Annotated in this window: 18 protein-coding genes; all 18 read right to left on the bottom strand. The window is 36.3% G+C overall.

Translation table 11 applies throughout. The features are described from left to right. Window positions 1-2: 2 nt before the first annotated feature. Entirely contained in the window at window positions 3-305 is a 303-nt protein-coding gene (locus G8Y85_RS02210) for a YlxQ family RNA-binding protein (protein ID WP_060550915.1), read from the bottom strand. After that, a complete protein-coding gene (rnpM, locus tag G8Y85_RS02205; RefSeq protein WP_103346168.1) occupies window positions 302-589 on the bottom strand; it encodes an RNase P modulator RnpM in 288 nt (95 codons plus the stop codon). Before rnpM ends, G8Y85_RS02210 begins: the two co-directional genes overlap by 4 nt. Window positions 590-601: 12 nt before the next feature. After that, a complete protein-coding gene (gene nusA / locus G8Y85_RS02200) occupies window positions 602-1,780 on the bottom strand; it encodes a transcription termination factor NusA (RefSeq protein WP_103346167.1) in 1,179 nt (392 codons plus the stop codon). A gap of 19 nt (window positions 1,781-1,799) precedes the next feature. Next, window positions 1,800-2,267 (bottom strand): ribosome maturation factor RimP, encoded by a 468-nt coding sequence (gene rimP, locus G8Y85_RS02195; protein WP_060550914.1) that lies wholly within the window; start codon window positions 2,265-2,267, stop codon window positions 1,800-1,802. Between the two features lie 127 nt (window positions 2,268-2,394). Next, on the bottom strand, window positions 2,395-6,705 hold the full coding sequence (locus G8Y85_RS02190) for a PolC-type DNA polymerase III (protein ID WP_165805371.1): 4,311 nt from the start codon (window positions 6,703-6,705) through the stop codon (window positions 2,395-2,397). Between the two features lie 198 nt (window positions 6,706-6,903). Further along, on the bottom strand, window positions 6,904-8,610 hold the full coding sequence (locus tag G8Y85_RS02185) for a proline--tRNA ligase (protein ID WP_107401395.1): 1,707 nt from the start codon (window positions 8,608-8,610) through the stop codon (window positions 6,904-6,906). Between the two features lie 28 nt (window positions 8,611-8,638). Then, window positions 8,639-9,919 carry an RIP metalloprotease RseP gene (gene rseP, locus G8Y85_RS02180; protein ID WP_060550911.1) on the bottom strand — a complete coding sequence of 427 codons (1,281 nt, stop codon included), beginning with the start codon at window positions 9,917-9,919 and terminating at the stop codon, window positions 8,639-8,641. Between the two features lie 6 nt (window positions 9,920-9,925). Next, window positions 9,926-11,056, bottom strand: coding sequence for a 1-deoxy-D-xylulose-5-phosphate reductoisomerase (locus tag G8Y85_RS02175; protein WP_107371020.1), 1,131 nt, complete (start codon window positions 11,054-11,056; stop codon window positions 9,926-9,928). 15 nt (window positions 11,057-11,071) lie between these two features. Next, the gene (locus G8Y85_RS02170) at window positions 11,072-11,851 is read right to left on the bottom strand and encodes a phosphatidate cytidylyltransferase (RefSeq protein ID WP_037564673.1); all 780 of its coding nucleotides are present in this window, start codon (window positions 11,849-11,851) and stop codon (window positions 11,072-11,074) included. Window positions 11,852-11,864: 13 nt separating this feature from the next. Continuing rightward, window positions 11,865-12,626 (bottom strand): isoprenyl transferase, encoded by a 762-nt coding sequence (locus tag G8Y85_RS02165; RefSeq protein ID WP_037564674.1) that lies wholly within the window; start codon window positions 12,624-12,626, stop codon window positions 11,865-11,867. A gap of 149 nt (window positions 12,627-12,775) precedes the next feature. Beyond that, window positions 12,776-13,330, bottom strand: coding sequence for a ribosome recycling factor (frr, locus tag G8Y85_RS02160; protein WP_037564677.1), 555 nt, complete (start codon window positions 13,328-13,330; stop codon window positions 12,776-12,778). An 18-nt stretch (window positions 13,331-13,348) separates the two neighbouring features. Further along, window positions 13,349-14,071 (bottom strand): UMP kinase, encoded by a 723-nt coding sequence (gene pyrH / locus G8Y85_RS02155; RefSeq protein ID WP_037564679.1) that lies wholly within the window; start codon window positions 14,069-14,071, stop codon window positions 13,349-13,351. 153 nt (window positions 14,072-14,224) lie between these two features. Continuing rightward, entirely contained in the window at window positions 14,225-15,106 is an 882-nt protein-coding gene (tsf, locus tag G8Y85_RS02150) for a translation elongation factor Ts (protein WP_171509145.1), read from the bottom strand. A gap of 170 nt (window positions 15,107-15,276) precedes the next feature. Continuing rightward, window positions 15,277-16,053 (bottom strand): 30S ribosomal protein S2, encoded by a 777-nt coding sequence (rpsB, locus tag G8Y85_RS02145; RefSeq protein WP_037564683.1) that lies wholly within the window; start codon window positions 16,051-16,053, stop codon window positions 15,277-15,279. A 161-nt stretch (window positions 16,054-16,214) separates the two neighbouring features. Beyond that, complete coding sequence (codY, locus tag G8Y85_RS02140) at window positions 16,215-16,988, bottom strand: GTP-sensing pleiotropic transcriptional regulator CodY (protein ID WP_103346163.1); 774 nt, start codon at window positions 16,986-16,988, stop codon at window positions 16,215-16,217. 14 nt (window positions 16,989-17,002) lie between these two features. Beyond that, window positions 17,003-18,412 (bottom strand): ATP-dependent protease ATPase subunit HslU, encoded by a 1,410-nt coding sequence (gene hslU / locus G8Y85_RS02135; RefSeq protein WP_107371076.1) that lies wholly within the window; start codon window positions 18,410-18,412, stop codon window positions 17,003-17,005. 16 nt (window positions 18,413-18,428) lie between these two features. Further along, entirely contained in the window at window positions 18,429-18,971 is a 543-nt protein-coding gene (gene hslV / locus G8Y85_RS02130; RefSeq protein ID WP_060550906.1) for an ATP-dependent protease subunit HslV, read from the bottom strand. 3 nt (window positions 18,972-18,974) lie between these two features. After that, window positions 18,975-19,865: a tyrosine recombinase XerC gene (gene xerC, locus G8Y85_RS02125; protein WP_060550905.1), complete on the bottom strand. Its 891-nt coding sequence runs from the start codon at window positions 19,863-19,865 to the stop codon at window positions 18,975-18,977. Window positions 19,866-19,984 lie beyond the last annotated feature (119 nt).

Raw genomic sequence — 19,984 nt, 5'->3', positions numbered from 1 at the left:
CTTTATTCATCGATCATAGAAATTAATTTCTTTGCGAAACCCTGATCGGTGATGCCGATATTGACACGTGCTTCTTTACCTACCGCTTCACCCAATGCATAACGGTCACTAATAATACGGTAGGGTATTTGATAGCTTTGACATTTATTCGTTAATGTTTTAATTGTATTTTTTGATGCGTCGCTTGCAATAATTACAAGATATAAACGCTGCTTCTTGATTTCTGTAAGAATGACGCTTTCGCCACTTTTCACCTTACCCGCACGCATTGCGAGTCCTAAAAAATTTAATAATGATTGATTCATTTTGTAGGAATCTCTTCTCGGTATATTAAACGAATAATTTCTTTATATACGGGTGTTAATTCCTCTTGAGATGCTTTAAAAAAATGTTCTAATTTCTGAGACGCTTGTGCTTTTTCAACAAGTTCAACATCTTTTGATACATATGCACCACGACCTTGTTTTTTTCCTGTTGCATCTGCAGAAATTTCGCCTTCTTTATTTTGAACCACGCGAATCATATCTTTTTTAGGTTTCATTTCATTGGATAAAATACATTTACGCATAGGAATTTTACGTTTCTTCAAGAAAAACCCCTCCTATTCGTTTTCAAGTTGACTTTCTGATGGTGTTTCTGGCACTTCATCAATCTTGATTACTTGTTCATCGTCTAAATCTTTTTCATCAGTACTTACAGTATCTTCTTGAGATTTAGAAAGGTATTTATCTTCAAGTTGTAAATCTTTCGCATCAGATTCAGATTTAATGTCTATTTTCCATCCAGTCAATTTTGCAGCTAAACGCGCGTTTTGACCACGCTTACCAATAGCTAAAGAAAGTTGATAATCAGGAACAATAACAGTCGTTGATTGGTTTTCTTCATCAACAATGACATCCACAACTTGTGATGGACTTAAAGCATTGCTCACAAACACTTTTGGATCGTCACTCCATTGAACGATATCAATTTTCTCGCCACCGAGTTCTTCAACTACCGCTTCGACACGTGCACCTTTAGCCCCTACGCATGCGCCGACAGCATCAATGTCTGGGTTATCTGAATGCACACTGATTTTAGAGCGATCGCCCGCTTCACGTGCAACTGATTTCACTTCTACAGTTCCTTCAAAAATTTCAGGGACTTCTTGTTCAAACAAGCGTTTAAGTAATCCAGGATGACTACGTGACACATAAATTTGTGGGCCTTTTGTCGTTTGTTCCACTTTATTAACGAACACTTTAATGCGTTCATTTGGTACATAAGATTCATTTGGACTACGTTCTGCTTCAGATAAAACAGCTTCTGTACGTCCTAAATTCACATATACATAACGGTGATCCACACGATCGATGACACCTGTCATAATGTCTTCTTCTTTATCAATAAACTCTTCATAAAGAATTTCACGCTCTGCATCACGTAAACGTTGCATCACTGCTTGTTTTGCAGCTTGTGCACCAACACGACCAAAGTCTTTAGGTGTCACGTCTTCCTCATAAATGTCCCCTACTTCATAAGCTGGGTTTTTGACTAAAGCTGTTGAAAGATCAACTTCTTCTCTATCATCAAACACTTCTTCAACAACTTCTTTTCGGGAAATGACACGGAATGTACCGCTGTCTAAATTTAATTCAACACGCACATTACGCGCACTATCATAATTTTTTTTGTAAGCAGTAATTAAAGCTGCTTCAATGGCATCTACTAAAACCTCTCTAGGAATCTTTTTTTCCTTTTCAAGATACTCAGTAGCTAATAATAATTCATTACTTTTCACACATACTTCCTCCTAACATCTATAACATCACTGCATGTCGTGCTTTTGCGATTTTGTCACGTGGTATTGTGATATCTTTTGATTTCGCTTTCACTTTAACTTCAATTGTGATATCAGTATCTGACACTTGTTTTAAAATACCTAACCATTCTTTTTCGCCTTCAATAGGTGCATATAAAGATACAAAAACAGGTTTAGACACTGCGTTTTGAAAATCTTTTTCCTTTTTAATCGGGCGTTCGGCACCTGGTGACGCAACGTCTAGAAAATAAGCTTCTGAAATAGGATCATGTTCATCCATTACTTCACTAATTTTTTCAGATGCGATTGTACAGTCGTTCAAATCGACACCGCCTGGCTTATCAATTGAAATGCGTAAATAATGGTCACGACCTTCTTTCGCAAATTCAACATCCACTAAGTCATAATTTAATGCTTCAAGGACAGGTTGGATTAATGTTTCAACTTGCTCTGTAACTTTACTCATACGAGCCCCCTTATCAGCGGTACACAAACAGAAAAGAGCGGGTGATACCCACTCTTTCTCCTTGAGTCCAAATTTATAAGCATAATTATTATAGCATAATCACGTGATTCCTACAAATGTCTTCATTTTACATATCGAAAATAGACAATTGCGCTTTGTCAGGCATGTTCGGTAAAGACCCTAAATCATCGAGATATTCGATGACTTTTTGCGATACACCTGCTTTTTTATTCAAATCTTCTTTTGATAAAAATGGTCCATCTTCACGTGCTTCTACAATCCGTTTCGCAACATTTTCCCCTAGTCCCGGAACTGCAACAAACGGTGGTATTAATGTATCATTTTCTATTATAAATTCGTATGCTTTACTTTTTTCCAAACTTACAGGTTGCATGCGGAACCCGCGTTGGGCCATTTCGTTTGCAATTTCTAGCACCGTTAATACATCTTTCTCTTTTTTACCTAAATCCATATATTTTGCATACATGTCCTTAACGGTATTTCGAATACTATCTTTGTCTTTGACCATCGTTAATAAATCAAAATCTGATGCACGTACTGTAAAGTAACTTGCATAATAATAAAGTGGATGATGTACTTTAAAATAAGCAATTCTCACGGCCATCAGTACATAAGCCGCGGCGTGCGCTTTCGGGAACATGTATTTAATTTTTTTACATGAATCTAAATACCACTCTGGCACTCCATTGTCCATCATCACTTGTTCCCATTCTTCACTTAATCCTTTACCTTTACGCACAGATTCCATAATTTTGAAGGCAAGTGACGGTTCTAAGCCGGCATACATTAAATACACCATGATATCATCACGACAACCGATACAGCTGGATAATGTACATGTACCACTACGCACAAGTTCTTGGGCATTACCAAGCCATACATCTGTGCCGTGAGAAAGGCCTGAGATTTGTACAAGTTCTGAGAATGTTGTTGGCTTCGTATCTTCTAACATTTGACGCACAAAACCTGTACCAAATTCAGGCACACCGTACGTTCCAGTTTTTGCTAAAATTTGTTCCTCTGTCACACCGAGTGCCTCAGGGGAACTAAAGATTCCCATTGTTTCTTTATCATCTACAGGAATCGTTTTAGGATCGATACCAGACAGGTCCTGTAACATACGAATCATCGTTGGATCATCGTGTCCCAGAATATCAAGTTTCAATACATTATCATGAATCGAATGGAAGTCAAAGTGTGTCGTCATCCATGAAGCACCTTGGTCATCAGCAGGATATTGTATTGGTGTAAAATCATAAATATCCATATAATCTGGAACTACAATGATACCACCCGGGTGTTGACCCGTTGTACGTTTTACGCCGGTACATCCTTTCACTAACCGATCCACTTCAGCACCACGTTTATGAATGCCTTGATCATTTAAATAGCCCTTCACAAATCCAAATGCTGTTTTCTCTGCTACTGTACCTATTGTCCCTGCGCGGAAGACTTTATCTTCACCAAATAAAACTTTCGTATAATTGTGCGCATGGGGTTGATACTCACCACTAAAGTTCAAGTCAATATCTGGAACTTTATCCCCCTTAAATCCAAGGAACGTTTCAAACGGAATGTCTTGGCCTTCTTTAATCATTTCAGCACCACAGTCACATGTTTTATCTGGCAAGTCAAAACCTGAACCAACCGAGCCATCATCAAAGAACTCACTCTTCTTACATTTTGGACAAATATAATGTGGCGGTAATGGATTAACTTCAGTTATTTCTGTCATGGTCGCAACAAAACTAGAGCCTACAGACCCTCGAGATCCTACTAAGTAACCATCATTTAAAGATTTTTTTACGAGGCGTTGCGATATGAGATAAATAACCGCAAATCCGTTACCTATAATACTTTCTAATTCTTTTTCTAAACGATCGATAACGATTTGAGGTAAATCTTCACCGTATAATGCTTTAGCGTTATTATAACTTAATTCGCGTATTTCTTCATTGGCACCGTCCATATTAGGTGTGAAGAGTTTATCTTTAATTGGGACCACTTTTTCAATACGGTCAGCAAGTGCACGTGTATTTTCTACCACAATTTGTTTCGCACGGTCTGCACCTAAGAAATGAAATGCATCTAACATTTCATCTGTCGTTCTGAAATGCGCTTCTGGTAACGTGGTACGATTCAATGGATTCCCGGGTTGGGATGCAATCAATATTTGTCGTGCAATACCATCATGTTCATGTAAGTAATGCACATTCCCTGTAGCAATTACTGGAATTTGATTGGTTTCACCAACTTTTAATATACGTTCATATATTTCTTCTAACGTTTCATGATCTCTAATTAATTCTCGATCTAATAAATCTTGATACAACGCTGGTGGTTGAATTTCAATATAATCATAATATTTCGCAATACGTTCAACTTCTGATTGATCACGCTGCATCACTGCAGTAAATACTTCACCTTCATCACAAGCTGTCCCCACAAGTAACCCCTCACGATATTCATCTAATAATGAGCGCGGTATTCTAGGGGTACGATAATAATATGTGACGAGTGATTCACTTACAATTTTAAAAAGGTTTTTTAGGCCTGTTTGATTTTGAACGATTAATGTCACATGCTGAGGACGTGCGCGTTTATAGGCATCTTCATTAGATAGACATTGATTAATATCTTTATGATTATGCACATTTTTTTCTTTTAGCTGTGCGAGCATTTTAATAAAAATATATGCTGTTGCTTCTGTATCATAAATCGCTCTATGGTGTTGGGTGAGTTCAACACCATATTTTTTAGCAAGAAAGTTCAAGCCATGCTTACCATAACTCGTATTAATGGTTCTTGAAAGTTCAAGTGTATCGATGACCCCATTCGTCGATGGGCCAAATCCAAGACGTTCATAACCCGTATCGATAAAGCCCATATCAAATGATGCGTTATGCGCAACAAAAATAGCATCGCCCACCCATGTTTTGAATTCTGTCAGAACCTCTTCAATTTCAGGTGCATCTTTTAACATATCATCTGTAATGTGGGTTAAGTTCTTTATCGTCTCTGTTAACTTTTCATGTGGATTACTAAAACGCTCAAATTTATCGATAATTTCACCGTTTTTCACTTTCACTGCAGCAAGCTCTATAATTTTATCGTATTGATTTGAAAGTCCTGTTGTTTCAACGTCAAACACGACATACGTTGCATCTTTGAGTTCGACATCTGTAGGTTTATAGGCAATTGGGACGCCATCATCAACGAGCATACCTTCCATACCATAAATCATTTTAATACCATGTTTTTCAGCAGCCGCGTGTGCATCAGGATAGGCTTGTACCACATTATGGTCAGTAACAGCGATCGCTTCATGTCCCCATTTTGCTGCTTGAGCAACATAGTCACCGATATGAGTCACACCATCCATTTGACTCATTGACGTATGTAAATGAAATTCCACACGTTTTTCATCAGCTTTATCTAACTTAGGTGCACGTTTCACTTCTTCAACATCTGACATCATCATGACAAGATCACGAATAAACATGTCTTCTTCGATACGGCCTTGCGCACGAATCCATTTCCCTTCTGATAATGCTTTAAAATGTTCTAAGTCATCTTTATTTTTACGCGTAAACATTTTCAAAACAAGTGAATCCGTATAATCCGTTACTTTAAGTTCAACGATATGACGCCCACTTTTAAGCTCTTTGATATTGATGTCAAAAATGACACCTTCAATTGCCACTTTAAATTCTTCTTCAATAATCGACTCAATAGGTCTAATCGCTTCAACTTGAATGGTTTTACCGATTTTACACTTATCAACGGTAATACCCGCTTCTTCTTGTTTGGCACGTGCTTCTTTCATTTTCTCTATTTTAGACGTAGCTTCACGTGCACTTTGTACATCTTCTTGTTGAATATGAGCTTCTAATGATGCCAAGTCATCATCATGGCCACTGTCATCTGTTTCAAATATCACTTTTGAAACATCAAAACCACAATCTTTTAATGCAGCGAGTAAACTGCCATTACACGCTTTATCAAAATGATTACGCTCCACGTCATTTTGAACAAGCACTTTCACAATTGACCCTGACATAACCATTTTCTTTTGTTTTAATTGGCCTTTTACCTTAGGCGATAATTTCGTCTTTTCAATACAACTTGAAAAATATTTAAGCAAATGCTCATCTTGTTGTGCCGTGTCTTTAATTTGAAAGCGTGCATGTATCGATGCAATATCTTGAAACGCATCTGATAAGGCATGCATAAAAATCATATAATCTTCGTACTTCAAAAAATACGGTAATACAATATGAAACGTCCAAGACCGATTTTTTTCAGAGACATCAACACGAGTCAACTCACCTTGCTCAACAATCTGTTCATCTAACTGTGTTTTTAAATTTAATTGTTGAAGCAGTATTTTAAATTTTTCATGATTCTGTAATGCCACGATATATAAACCACCTTATGTACGATGAATGCATGTACGTTTTATTCAATATTTCATAAAAGAAAGTGAGACGTAAAACCAACTATTCCTCTGATTTTAGCGTCTCACTTTGCTATTAGTAACGTCTATTCAAATCAATGTCATGCACATTCATTTGAATTAATCCACTATCATTATATCAAATTTTAAATCAATCTGTTATTGAATTTGTTCATAAAGTTTTGTGATATGGGACGCTAAATCGTCAATATGAATATCTTCTTTTTCTCCATTATCACGTCGTTTAACTTCTACTATACCGTCACTCGCATTTTTACCTACCACGACGCGAATTGGTAAACCAATCAAGTCAGCGTCATTAAATTTGACACCTGCACGTTCTTGACGATCATCATATAAGACATTGTAAGTTTTATTTAATGTGCTATAAAGCGCATCCGCCAGTTCACGTTGGTCATCTTTTTTCGGATTCACTGAAATCACGTGAATATCGTATGGTGTAACAGCTTTTGGCCAAATAATTCCATTTTCATCATGGTGTTGTTCAATAATAGCACTCAATGTACGTGAAACACCAATACCGTAACATCCCATCGTAAGTGTTTGTTCACGACCTTGATTGTTAAGTACCGTGGCATCCATCGTCTCAGAATACTTTGTACCTAGTACAAACACTTGACCTACTTCGATACCTTCAGCAAATTGTGCAGTGCCTGAGCCATCACTTAATGGTTCACCTTCTAAAATAAATCTGAAGTCACCATACGCTTCTACTTTAAAATCACGCCCTACATTCGCATTAATGTAGTGATAACCATCGTCATTTGCTCCAACCACTAAATTTGAAAGATCTTGAATATAGTTATCTGCATAGATTTTAATTGATTTATCAGTAATTGGTCCTAAAGAACCTGGTGTTGCACCCAATAAATTACGGATGTCATGTTCATCAGCAAGCTCTACTTGATCTGTTTTGAAGAAATCTTTTAATTTCACATCATTAATTTCGTGATGACCGCGCACTAATATAAGCACAAATTCCCCATCAACTTTGAAAATCATAGATTTCGTAATTTCATCAAGTGGTTTATTTAAAAATGATGCCAATTCTTTCACTGTTTTCACATTCGGTGTTGCAATTTTTTCAAGTGTTGCTTCTGGCGCTTTTGGCACTTCTGAAGGGATATATGGTACTTCAGCTTTTTCAATATTTGCTGCATAGTCACTCTCATTACTATATACAATGGTATCTTCGCCAATCGCGCTCAATGCGTGAAATTCATGCGTATGATTACCACCAATGGCACCCGAATCTGCAACCACTGGACGCACATTTAAGCCTACGCGTTTAAAAATGCGTCCATACGCATCATACATATCTTGATATGTTTTCATGAGTGATGCTTCGTCAGTATGGAAGGAATACGCATCTTTCATAATAAACTCACGACCGCGTAACAAACCAAATCTTGGACGCTTCTCATCACGGAATTTCGTTTGAATTTGGAACAATGTTAAAGGAAGTTGTTTATATGAACGTAATTCATCTCTCACTAAAGATGTAATCACTTCTTCGTGTGTTGGTCCTAACGCGAATTCGCGTTCATTTCGATCTTTTAATCGCATGAGTTCAGGACCATACGCTTCCCAACGCCCTGATTCTTTCCATAACTCTGATTGTTGTAACACGGGCATCACTACTTCAACAGCGTCAATTTTCTCCATTTCTTCCCGAATGATTTCAGAAATATTTTGAAGCACACGTGTTGCAAGCGGTAAATAACTATATATACCTGCTGCATTTTGTTTGATAAGTCCCGCCTTTAACAGCAATTGATGACTGACTGCTTCAGCTTCAGCTGGAACTTCTCGTAAAGTAGGTATAAAAACTTTTGATTGCTTCATCCTTTAATGTTCCTCCTTTAATGTCTGTTTATAAGAAATAACGTTGAATATCATTCCATGTCACTAATATCATGATAATGACAACAAAAATCGCACCTGCCGCAATGATCACTGTTTCTGCTTTTTTATTTGCAGGTTTTCTAAAAATCGCTTCGTAAGCAACAAATAAAATACGTCCACCATCAAGTGCCGGAATTGGTAATAAGTTCATGATTCCTAAGTTAACACTTAAAATTGCTGTGAAATTAATTAAGTTAATAATGCCAGTTTTAACAACAGTATCAACATTTTTATATATGCCAACTGGACCATTCAACATATCAAAACTAAAATGCCCCGTAAATATACTACCTATTAAGCCGACTACTGCAGTAAATACAATTTTTCCATATTCAACTGTTTGTGTTAAGCCAAATATGAGGGGTTCAATTGGGCTCACTTCTTTTGTAGGTAAAAACCCTAATTGATATTTAGTTACACTTTTCGTTTTGGAAACATTTTGCATAAACTTTTTAGGGGAAAATGTTTCTGTATGCACTTTACCGTCTCGTTCAAACTTCAACGTGGTCTTGTCGCCATTTGTTGCTTTCATTTCCTTTTGAATGTCTCGGAGATTATGCGTGGCATGACCGTTTATTTCAGTAATCACATCTCCCTTTTTCAATCCAATTTGAGCTGCAGGTGTTTTGGGTGCAACTTGGTCTACTTTGTTTGTTGGTGCCCCTTGCCAATATGCTAAGCCAATTAGTAACACGGCTGCTAAAATAAAATTAAAAAGAGGTCCTGCAAATAATGTTAAAAACTTTTGATACGGTTTTTTATAGGCAAATTGACGCTCTCTTGGCGCAATTTGAATAAGACTACCATTTTGAACGAAAAAAGCTTTTTTGGCAATTGGATAATGATGACGTGTTTGGTCATGCGCCATGATGCCTTCAATATATAAATCTTGATTAAAGTCTGCTTTTTTAACTTCTATCGCTTCCATTTGTTGGAATTTATGTTGATCATCTAAAATAATATGAGTGATTTCATTTTGATCGTTTAATTTGATTTTAACGTGCATGCCTGGTTGTACAGGTGCTTCTTCCATACCGTCACCTGCCATACGTACATAACCACCTACAGGTAACAGACGAATCGTATATAATGTTTCATCTTTTCGGAAACTTAAAATTTTCGGCCCCATTCCAATTGCAAATTCCGGACACATAATACCCGCACGTTTTGCAAAAAGCATATGACCATATTCATGCACAGATACTAGTAATCCGAATACACAGATAAATGCAATGATGGTAATAAACACAGATTTCTACACCTCGTATTCTTTATTTTTGTAATGCGCATCAAGCGCTAATATTTGTTCAAGTGTTGGGTTCTGTATGACCTCATGTCGATCCATTTCTCTTTTAATCATACGTTCGATATCTAAAAAGCGAATTTCTTTATTTAAAAATTTAGCTACAGCGACTTCATTCACTGCATTTAAAACAACAGGCATTGTGCCACCAATTTTGATTGCATCATAAGCGTATTGTAAGCAACGGTAACGTTCAAAATCCATAGCTTTAAAATGTAATTGTGCAACCTCTGCCAAATTTAAAGAAGGTGCTTGATGTTCTATACGTTTTGGATAAGTAAACGCATATTGAATCGGCATGCGCATGTCAGGTGTACCTAATTGCGCCATCACACTTGTATCTACAAATTCTACCATAGAATGAATAATACTTTCTTTGTGTAAAATGGTTTCGATTTTAGAAATGTCTAAATCAAAGAGCCATTTTGCTTCGATCACTTCAAAACCTTTATTCATCATCGTCGCAGAATCGATTGTAATTTTATGTCCCATACTCCAATTTGGATGATTTAAGGCATCTTCTACAGTCACATGCTCTAACGCTTCACGTGATAAATCTCGAAATGAACCGCCACTAGCAGTGATTGTCACCTTTTTGATTTGTTTCATATCTTCACCATTTAAACATTGAAAAATGGCCGCATGTTCAGAATCTACAGGTAAGATATTCACATTGTATTGTCGTGCATGTGCCATAACCAGTTCACCTGCAACAACAAGTGTCTCTTTATTCGCAAGTGCAATATCTTTTCCAGCTTCAATCGCGCGCATAGTAGGTTCTAGTCCCACACTTCCAAGTAAGGCGTTAAGAACGAGATCATTTTTTTCATATGTCGCAACAGAAATCAAACCTTCTTTTCCTGAAACAATGTTGACATTGTACTCTGAAAAAGCATCAATATCTTCAATATTTTGTACCGAAATCATTTCGGGTTGATGTTTTTCGATAATTTTTTTTGCATAGTCAATATTTTTACCAACTGTAAACGCAATGAGATTAAATTCATTTGGATGGCGTTCAATGACATCAATGGCCTGTGTTCCGATAGAACCCGAAGCCCCTAACACTGCTATATTTTTCATCGTTTTCACTTCACCTTACATTTGAATTAAGAAAAGATACATTAAAGGTAATACAAACATAAAACTATCGAATCGATCTAGAATACCACCGTGACCTGGTAATAAACGACCTGAGTCTTTCACACCAAAATGACGTTTAAACCCAGATTCGACAAGGTCTCCTAATTGACCAAACGCACTTAATACGATGGTCATGATTAATACCCAAATCATACCGTAATCGAAAGGCACAAAAAACATGAAAGCTAATGGAACGAGTAAACTACATAATAGTCCACCGATAAAGCCTTCGATTGTTTTATTTGGACTAATGACTGGCCATAATTTGTGTTTTCCGAATGAGCGGCCAAAAAGATATGCACCCGTGTCCGTTAACCATACGATAAGTAAACCGAATAAAATATAATGTAAGCCTGCTTCACGCGTTTCATAAAAATACATAAAACCGATACCCACGTATGCCACTGACATTAAACAAAATGCTGAGTCCATAAAACTAAATCTATTTTTTGACATCACGGTATAGCTTAATAAAATAAAACTTAAAGCGATCAGTGATTTTTGTTGCACAATTGGAACCCATGAAAAGTCTTGTGGTAGTAAAATTAAAATTAAACCGATTGCACTAATCAATCCTGGAACTGAAAGTAATTGAATACGGTTCATATTCAATAATTCTTTTAATGCTATTAAAGCAAGAATTGATGTAAAAAGCATCCATGTCGTTCCACCAATTAATAAAATTGGCAAAAATACGATTAACGCAACTATGGTAGTAATCGTTCTTACCTTCATAATCTTCTCCTATCTACAATCCCCCAAAACGTCGTTGTCGAGATTGATATGTTTTTATGCATGATTTTAATTCATCTTCATCAAAATCTGGCCACATTTTTTGATTAAAAATAAATTCACTATATGACAATTGCCAAATTAAAAAGTTACTAATACGTTGTTCTCCTGACGTGCGAATTAATAACTCTGGATCGGGATAATCAGACGTCATTAAATACTTTTGAAAAACATTTTCATCTAAATGGTCAACGTCAATATCACTACCATTTTTTAAGTCTTTAATTAATGATTTCATTCCAGAAATAATTTCAGCACGTCCACCGTAATTGATAGCAAAGATTAACGTCAATCCAGTATTCTGTGCCGTTTTACGTTTCGCTTCTTCAATTGCTTGAATCGTTTTTTGAGGAAGCTGTTCTATAAAGCCAATCGTTTCTACCTTAACATTTTTTTCAATTAACTCAGGTAAAAACGTATTTAAAAAGTTAACAGGTAATCCCATGATGTAGTTGACTTCTTCCTCTGGACGTGACCAATTTTCAGTTGAAAAAGCATACAGTGTTAAGTATTTTACATTTAAATCATTTGCCGCACGTGTAATCGTTTTAATCGTTTGCATACCTTGATAGTGCCCTTTAATTCTAGGCATTCTTCGTTGTTTCGCCCAACGTCCATTACCGTCCATGATGATTGCAATGTGTTCTGGTATATTATGTAAATCTAAAGTGTCGACTTGAGATGTTTTATCTTCAATATTTTTAAATTTCTTAAACATGCGTGTTCCTCCGAGCCTCATTACGTCTCATATTATTATAATCTTTAAAATGTACAATTATCTACCATTTTATCACACTCAAATCACTCATTGAATGACAAAGAAAAAAACTGTACCAAAGTCTGATTCGGTACAGTTTCACAAATGATTTAGACAGACATAATGTCTTTTTCTTTATCTGTAACAAGTTGATCGATTTGTTTTATAGAATCGTCTGTTACTTTTTGAACATCATCTGAACCTGAACGTAATTCATCTTCAGTGATATCGCCGTCTTTTTCTTGTTTTTTCAATGTATCATTTGCATCACGACGAATATTACGTACAGAAACTTTCGCATTTTCACCAGTCTTTTTAACTTCTTTAACAATTTCTTTACGACGTTCTTCAGTTAATGCTGGTACCGTAATACGAATGACTTCACCATCGCTTGTCGGTGTTACACCTAAATTTGCAGCGTAAATTGCTTTTTCGATATCAGCTAACGATGATTTGTCATATGGAGAGATTACAAGTAAACGTGCTTCAGGAACGTTGATACTTGCGAGTTGTTGCACAGGTGTTGGCGCACCGTAGTAGTTCACGTTAACACCTGCTAATAAATTAGAATTTGCACGCCCTGCATTAATTTGAGCAAGTTCACGTGATAAATTTTCGATTGATTTTTTCATACGTGATTTCGTATCTTGGATAATTTCACTCATCAGAAAGTCACCTCTAGATTATTTTGTAATAATTGTACCGATTTCTTCACCTAAAACAGCACGTTTAATGTTTCCTTCTTCCATAATTGAGAACACATTAAGCGGAATATTGTTATCCATACAGAATGAAGAGGCTGTTGAATCCATTACTTGTAAGCCTTCTTGCAATAATTGTAAATATGTTAAGCGTTCATATTTAACCGCATTTGGGTCTACTTTTGGGTCTGCAGAGTATACACCGTCTACATTATTTTTACCCATCAAAATGACATCTGCTTCTACTTCAGCTGCTCTCAATGCAGCAGTTGTGTCTGTTGAGAAATAAGGATTACCAATTCCTGCTGCAAAAATGACGACACGTTTTTTCTCTAAATGTCTAATGGCACGTCGACGAATATAAGGTTCTGCAACTTGTTTCATTTCAATTGACGTTAACACACGTGTATCACAATCTAATTGTTCTAAGCTATCTTGTAATGCCAATGCATTCATTACTGTTGCAAGCATCCCCATATAGTCAGCAGTTCCGCGATCCATTCCTAAATCACTACCTGTTTTACCGCGCCAAATATTGCCACCACCAACAATGACAGCGACTTCTGTATCCATTTTCGCTACTTCTGCCACTTGTTGTGCAATACTTTTAATAATGATTGGATTAATACCAAATCCTTTATCTCCTGCCAGTGCTTCACCACTTAGTTTCAAAACTACTCGCTTATATTTTGAAGTTTCAGCCATTATAATAACCTCTCTATTCGTTTTATGTAAAACAATACAAGTAAAGAAGACACAAGACGTATCTTCCTTTAACACGGCTTCAATATGCTTTTATTGAAGTCATGCAAAGGAGGACACAAAAGGTGTCTTCTTTCTCATAATAAACCGTGTCTATTATTTCATTTGTCCTTTAACTTCATCAGCGAAGTTTTCTTCACGTTTTTCTAAACCTTCACCCACTTCGTAACGTACGAAGTCTACTAATTGACCACCTTTTGATTTAAGGAATTGTTCAACAGTTTGATCTGGATTTTTAACGAAGTCTTGGTTAACTGCACAAATTTCTTGTAAATATTTACGTAAACGTCCTTCAACCATTTTCTCAACGATGTTTTCTGGTTTACCTTCGTTAAGTGCTTGTTGTTTTAATACTTCTCTTTCGTGGTTGATTTCTTCTTCACTTACTTGGTCAGAAGAAACGTATTTTGGATTAATTGCAGCGATGTGCATTGCAACATCTTTAGCTGCTTCTTCATCAGTTGTACCTTCAACAACTGAAAGTACACCAATACGTCCACCCATGTGTAAATATGCACCGAATGCATCATTGTCAGTTTTTGTACGTAATTCAAAACGACGTAAGCTTAATTTTTCACCGATTGTTGAAATCGCTTCGTTCATATGTTCAGAAACTTTTTTACCATTTGGAAGTGTTGTTTCATTTAAAGCTTCAACAGATTCAGCTTTCGTTTCAAGAATTTGGTTAGCAATTTCTTTAACAAGTTGTTGGAAACCTTCATTACGTGCAACGAAGTCTGTTTCAGAGTTGATTTCTACGATAACTGCGTCGTTACCTTTCACTTCAACATGTGTAATACCTTCTGCTGCGATACGGTCTGCTTTCTTAGCTGCTTTAGCAATACCTTTTTCACGTAAGTAGTCAATTGCTTTATCAATGTTCCCATCAGTTTCTTGAAGCGCTTTTTTACAATCCATCATACCAGCGCCAGTTTTTTCACGTAATTCTTTAACAAGTTTAGCTGAAATTGCCATCACTATTCCTCCAATATCATGTCTTATTATATTTTAAAAAAAGGGGCTGGGACATATTGTTGTCCTAGTCCCTTAAAATGCTTGTATACTTAAAATTGCGTTGTCGATGTAAGAGTTATATCGATTCCGCCTGGTCAAGAAAACTATCTTTAGACCTCATTTTAAGATTCTATTTATTTAGACTCAACAGTTGATTCTGTTTCTTCAGTTGACGTTTCTTCTTCATTTAAGTCGATGTTTTGCTCTGCAGCAACTTCATCATTAGAAACACCTTGTTGACCTTCTAAAATCGCATCAGCCATTTTACCAGTTAATAATTTAACCGCGCGAATCGCATCGTCGTTCGCTGGGATAACGTAATCGATTTCATCTGGATCACAGTTAGTGTCAACAATACCTACGATAGGAATGTTTAATTTACGTGCTTCAGCAATTGCGTTGCGCTCTTTACGAGGGTCTACAACGAATAATGCTTGAGGCATAGATTTCATATCACGAATACCGCCTAAGAATTTGATTAAACGGTCATATTCTTTTTTAAGTTCTACAACTTCTTTTTTAGGAAGTACGTCAAAAGTACCGTCTTCTTCCATTTTTTCAATTTCAGAAATACGTTTTACACGTTTAGAAATTGTTTTGTAGTTTGTTAAGATACCACCTAACCATCTTTGGTTAACGTAGTAGTGACCTGCACGTTCTGCTTCAGCTTTTACTGATTCTTGTGCTTGTTTTTTAGTACCAACGAATAAGACTTTACCGCCTTCTTCAGATACTTGTTTGATGAAGCTGTATGCTTCTTCAACTTTTTTCACTGTTTTTTGTAAGTCAATGATATAAATACCATTTCTTTCAGTGAAGATGTACTTTTTCATTTTTGGGTTCCAACGGCGTGTTTGATGACCGAAGTGAACACCAGCTTCAAGTAATTGTTTCATAGAAATTACTGCCATGATTAAAATTCCTCCTATTGGTTATTATCCTCCACATGCGCTAATACAAAAACGACGTGATGTCGCACCCTTTTGTATATTGGCGTCACGTGTGTGTTTTGACTTTCTCATAGCCACATATAAATATATCACAAAGTGATATTAGATGCAACTAGTATTTATTACTCTGAACGTTTCAATTCGTCTAAAAATGCTACTTTTTTAACTTTGATAAATGTACCTTTCATACCTAATGAACGTGATTCAATGACACCGGCACTTTCCAGTTTTCGTAAAGCATTCACAATGACTGAACGCGTAATACCGACACGATCTGCCACTTTGGATGCAATAAGCAGACCTTCCTTACCACCAAGTTCTTCAAAAATATGATCAATTGCTTCTTTTTCTGAATACGATAACGAATTGATAGCCATTGAAATCGCTGCTTTATCACGCGCTTCTGTTTCGATTTCATTATGTTTTTCACGTAAGATTTCCATTCCAATAACTGTAGCTGCATATTCACCTAAAACAAGGTCATTTTCACCAAAATCGTCCGAAACACGACCAAGTACTAAAGTACCTAAGCGTTCTCCACCACCAATGATTGGGAAAATCGTTGTACGAGAATCTTTAAAAAGTTCTTCATTTTCAGGTGGGAAAACTGAAAGTTCATTGTCGATTGTAATATTTGAAGATGTTTCATGTACGTTCATTAATTTACTTGTATATGCCTCTGGCACGTGACGCTCTTCTAACATTTTTATAATGCGCTCATTTTTGAGCAATTCATTTAAATTTGAACCTAAAATCTTACCTCGTCGTGAAACGATAAATACGTTCGTTACAGTTACTTTACTGATTGTTTGTGCAACATCTTTAAAATCAACTGAAATCCCTTTATGTTTTTGTAATAAACTACTTAGTTCTCTCGTTTTAGATAATAAACCCATGTCTCTTCTCCTTTTTATAAAATGAATTCACTTAAATCTTTGTTTGTAGAAATTGATTTTAACTTTTCGTCTACGTACTGAGGTGTAATATCTACATGTGCGTGTGGCATATTTGGTGCTTCAAATGATAAATCTTCTAACATTTTCTCTAAAATTGTGTGTAATCGTCTAGCACCAATATTATCAGTTTCTTGGTTCACGTGATAAGCCATTTCAGCTAAACGATGAATCGCGTCGTCTGTGAAATTAACAGTGACTTCTTCCGTTTGAAGCAACATTTCATATTGTTTAATTAATGAAAGTTTTGGTTCTTTTAAAATATTGACAAAATCTTCAACTGTTAAACTTTGAAGTTCTACGCGAATTGGAAATCTTCCTTGAAGTTCTGGAATCAAATCACTTGGCTTAGATACATGAAAGGCGCCTGCACCTATAAATAACATATGTTCCGTACTAACGGTACCATATTTCGTACGAATCACGCTACCTTCAAGGATAGGAAGGATATCTCGTTGTACACCTTGTCTTGAAACGTCTTGCCCACCGCTATACTGACTATTTGTCGCAACTTTATCAATTTCATCGATAAAGATAATCCCCATTTGTTCAGCCAATTGTAATGCCTCTTGGTTTGCTGTTTCATGATCAATCATCTCTTCAGCGTACTCATCGATTAAAATTTTACGTGCGGTTTTTACAGGAACTTCTTTTTCAACTTTTTTCTTAGGCATCAGTTGGTTCATCATTTCTTGCATTTGCTCATTTTGTTGATTCCCCATCATACCTAATGCACCAGGATCTTGTTCAACTTTAATACGTACTTTTTCATTCTCAAGTTGTCCATTTTTAAGTTGCACTTTAATATCTGAACGCTTTGTTTTAATTTCTTCTGTAGGTGGCTCTTCTTCCTCTTCTTGAGGTTGACTAAAATTTGGAATCGCGCCTCCAAACAAAGATTCAAGTGGATTACTAGACGATTGAGATGCTTTTTTCTTTCTACTAGGCACCAACAATTTCACTAAACGTTCATTAGCTTTTGCGGTTGCTTCGTCTTTAACTGCGTTTTTCTTTTCTTCTTTAACGAGTCGGACTGCAACATCTACAAGATCTCTTACCATGCTTTCCACATCGCGCCCCACATAGCCGACTTCGGTAAATTTAGTCGCCTCTACTTTAATAAATGGTGCGCCGACAATTTTAGCCATGCGGCGTGCAATTTCGGTTTTACCAACACCCGTTGGTCCCATCATTAATATATTTTTAGGAGCGATTTCTTGTTTGACCTCATCTTCTAAGAGACTTCTACGATAACGGTTTCTAAGCGCAATCGCTACTTTCTTTTTCGCTTCATCTTGTCCAATAATATACTCATTTAATTTTGCTACAATTTCTTTAGGGGTATATTTAATGGCATTTTGATCCATATGGTTTGAACCTCCGTTATAATTCTTCCACTGTAATGTGATCGTTTGTAAATACGCAAATATCAGCAGCTACTTTAAGACTCTCGTATGCCATTTCACGAGCTGATAAATGTGTTGCATGGCGTTTTAAAGCACGTCCTGCGCTCAAGGCATAATTTCCGCCGGAACCAATAGCTATCAAATCATCGTCTGGTGCAATAACCTCACCAGTTCCGCTAACAACTAAGATGGAATCTTTGTCCATGACTATTAACATCGCTTCTAACTGACGTAGTTGTTTATCCCCACGCCATTCTTTTGCAAGTTCTACTGCTGCACGTTCTAAGTTCCCACTATATTGTTGCAGTTTACCTTCAAACTTTTCAAACAATGTGAATGCATCTGCAACACTTCCTGCAAAACCAGCAATAACACGACCTTGATATAAACGTCTAACTTTTTTCGCGGTCTGTTTCATAATCACTTGTTCACCAAGTGTTACTTGACCATCACCCGCCATTGCTGCATTGCCATTATGTCTTACAGCGTAAATTGTTGTCGCATGAATTGAAGAACTCATAAACTACTCTCCTTTTTTAGCACGTGGATGTGCATTTAAATAAACATTTCTCAAACGTTGATTGGATACATGTGTATAACGGCTCGTTGTTGATAAATTAACGTGTCCCAATAAACTTTGAACCGTTCTTAAATCTGCGCCAGCATCAAGCATATGCGTCGCAAAGGTATGCCTCAACTTATGTGGATGTATTGACGATACTCCGGCCGTTTTTTTGACGATTTCATTCAATATAAACCTGATGCCTCTTGCAGTAATCGGTTCTCCTTTTAAATTCACAATTAATTTACCATGAGTTTGACCTTGAACAGGTTGAAAGTGCTCAAGGTAGTCTTCAATACTTTGTCTACAAAACTCACCGAAAGGAACTATGCGCTCTTTGCTTCCTTTCCCCATTACTTTCAATACACACATCGATACATCAACATCAGAAATATTTAAATCAACTAATTCAGAAACACGTATTCCCGTGGCATATAAAAGCTCGAGAATGACGCGATCACGTCTCCCTTTTTTCGGATCTTCCTCAACAGTTTTAAATAAAGCTTCCATTTCTTCTGTGTAAAAAAATGAAGGTAAGTACGTCTCTTTTTTTGGATGTACAAGTTGCACAAATGGATTTGTTATTGTGGCATCTTGTGCTAACCAAAAATTATAAAATGTACGTAACGTTGAAATTTTCCTTGAAACAGTTGTGCGCTGTAACCCTTGATTGTATAACATTGCAAGATAATTTCGTGCATCACGATACTCAAATTCACGTAATGAAAGTCCTTCTTGCTGTAAAAACTGATTAAATTGTTTTAAATCATCCTCATAAGCTTTAAGCGTGTGTTCAGAAAAAAATCGTTCGCGCTTTAACATATATAAAAACTGATACTGGATATGTTCCAAAGTAAAAACCCCTCCATCATTAGCATTGTAGCATAATGACAAGGGGAACTGCATAAATAAAACATTAAATTGTCGTAGTTATCTAAATTTTGCTTATTTTGCCAATTTATTATTTTGTT

The organism is Staphylococcus sp. 11007852 (assembly GCF_011394325.1).
Taxonomy (GTDB): domain Bacteria; phylum Bacillota; class Bacilli; order Staphylococcales; family Staphylococcaceae; genus Staphylococcus; species Staphylococcus agnetis.
This window is presented reverse-complemented; position numbering and strand designations above follow the sequence as displayed.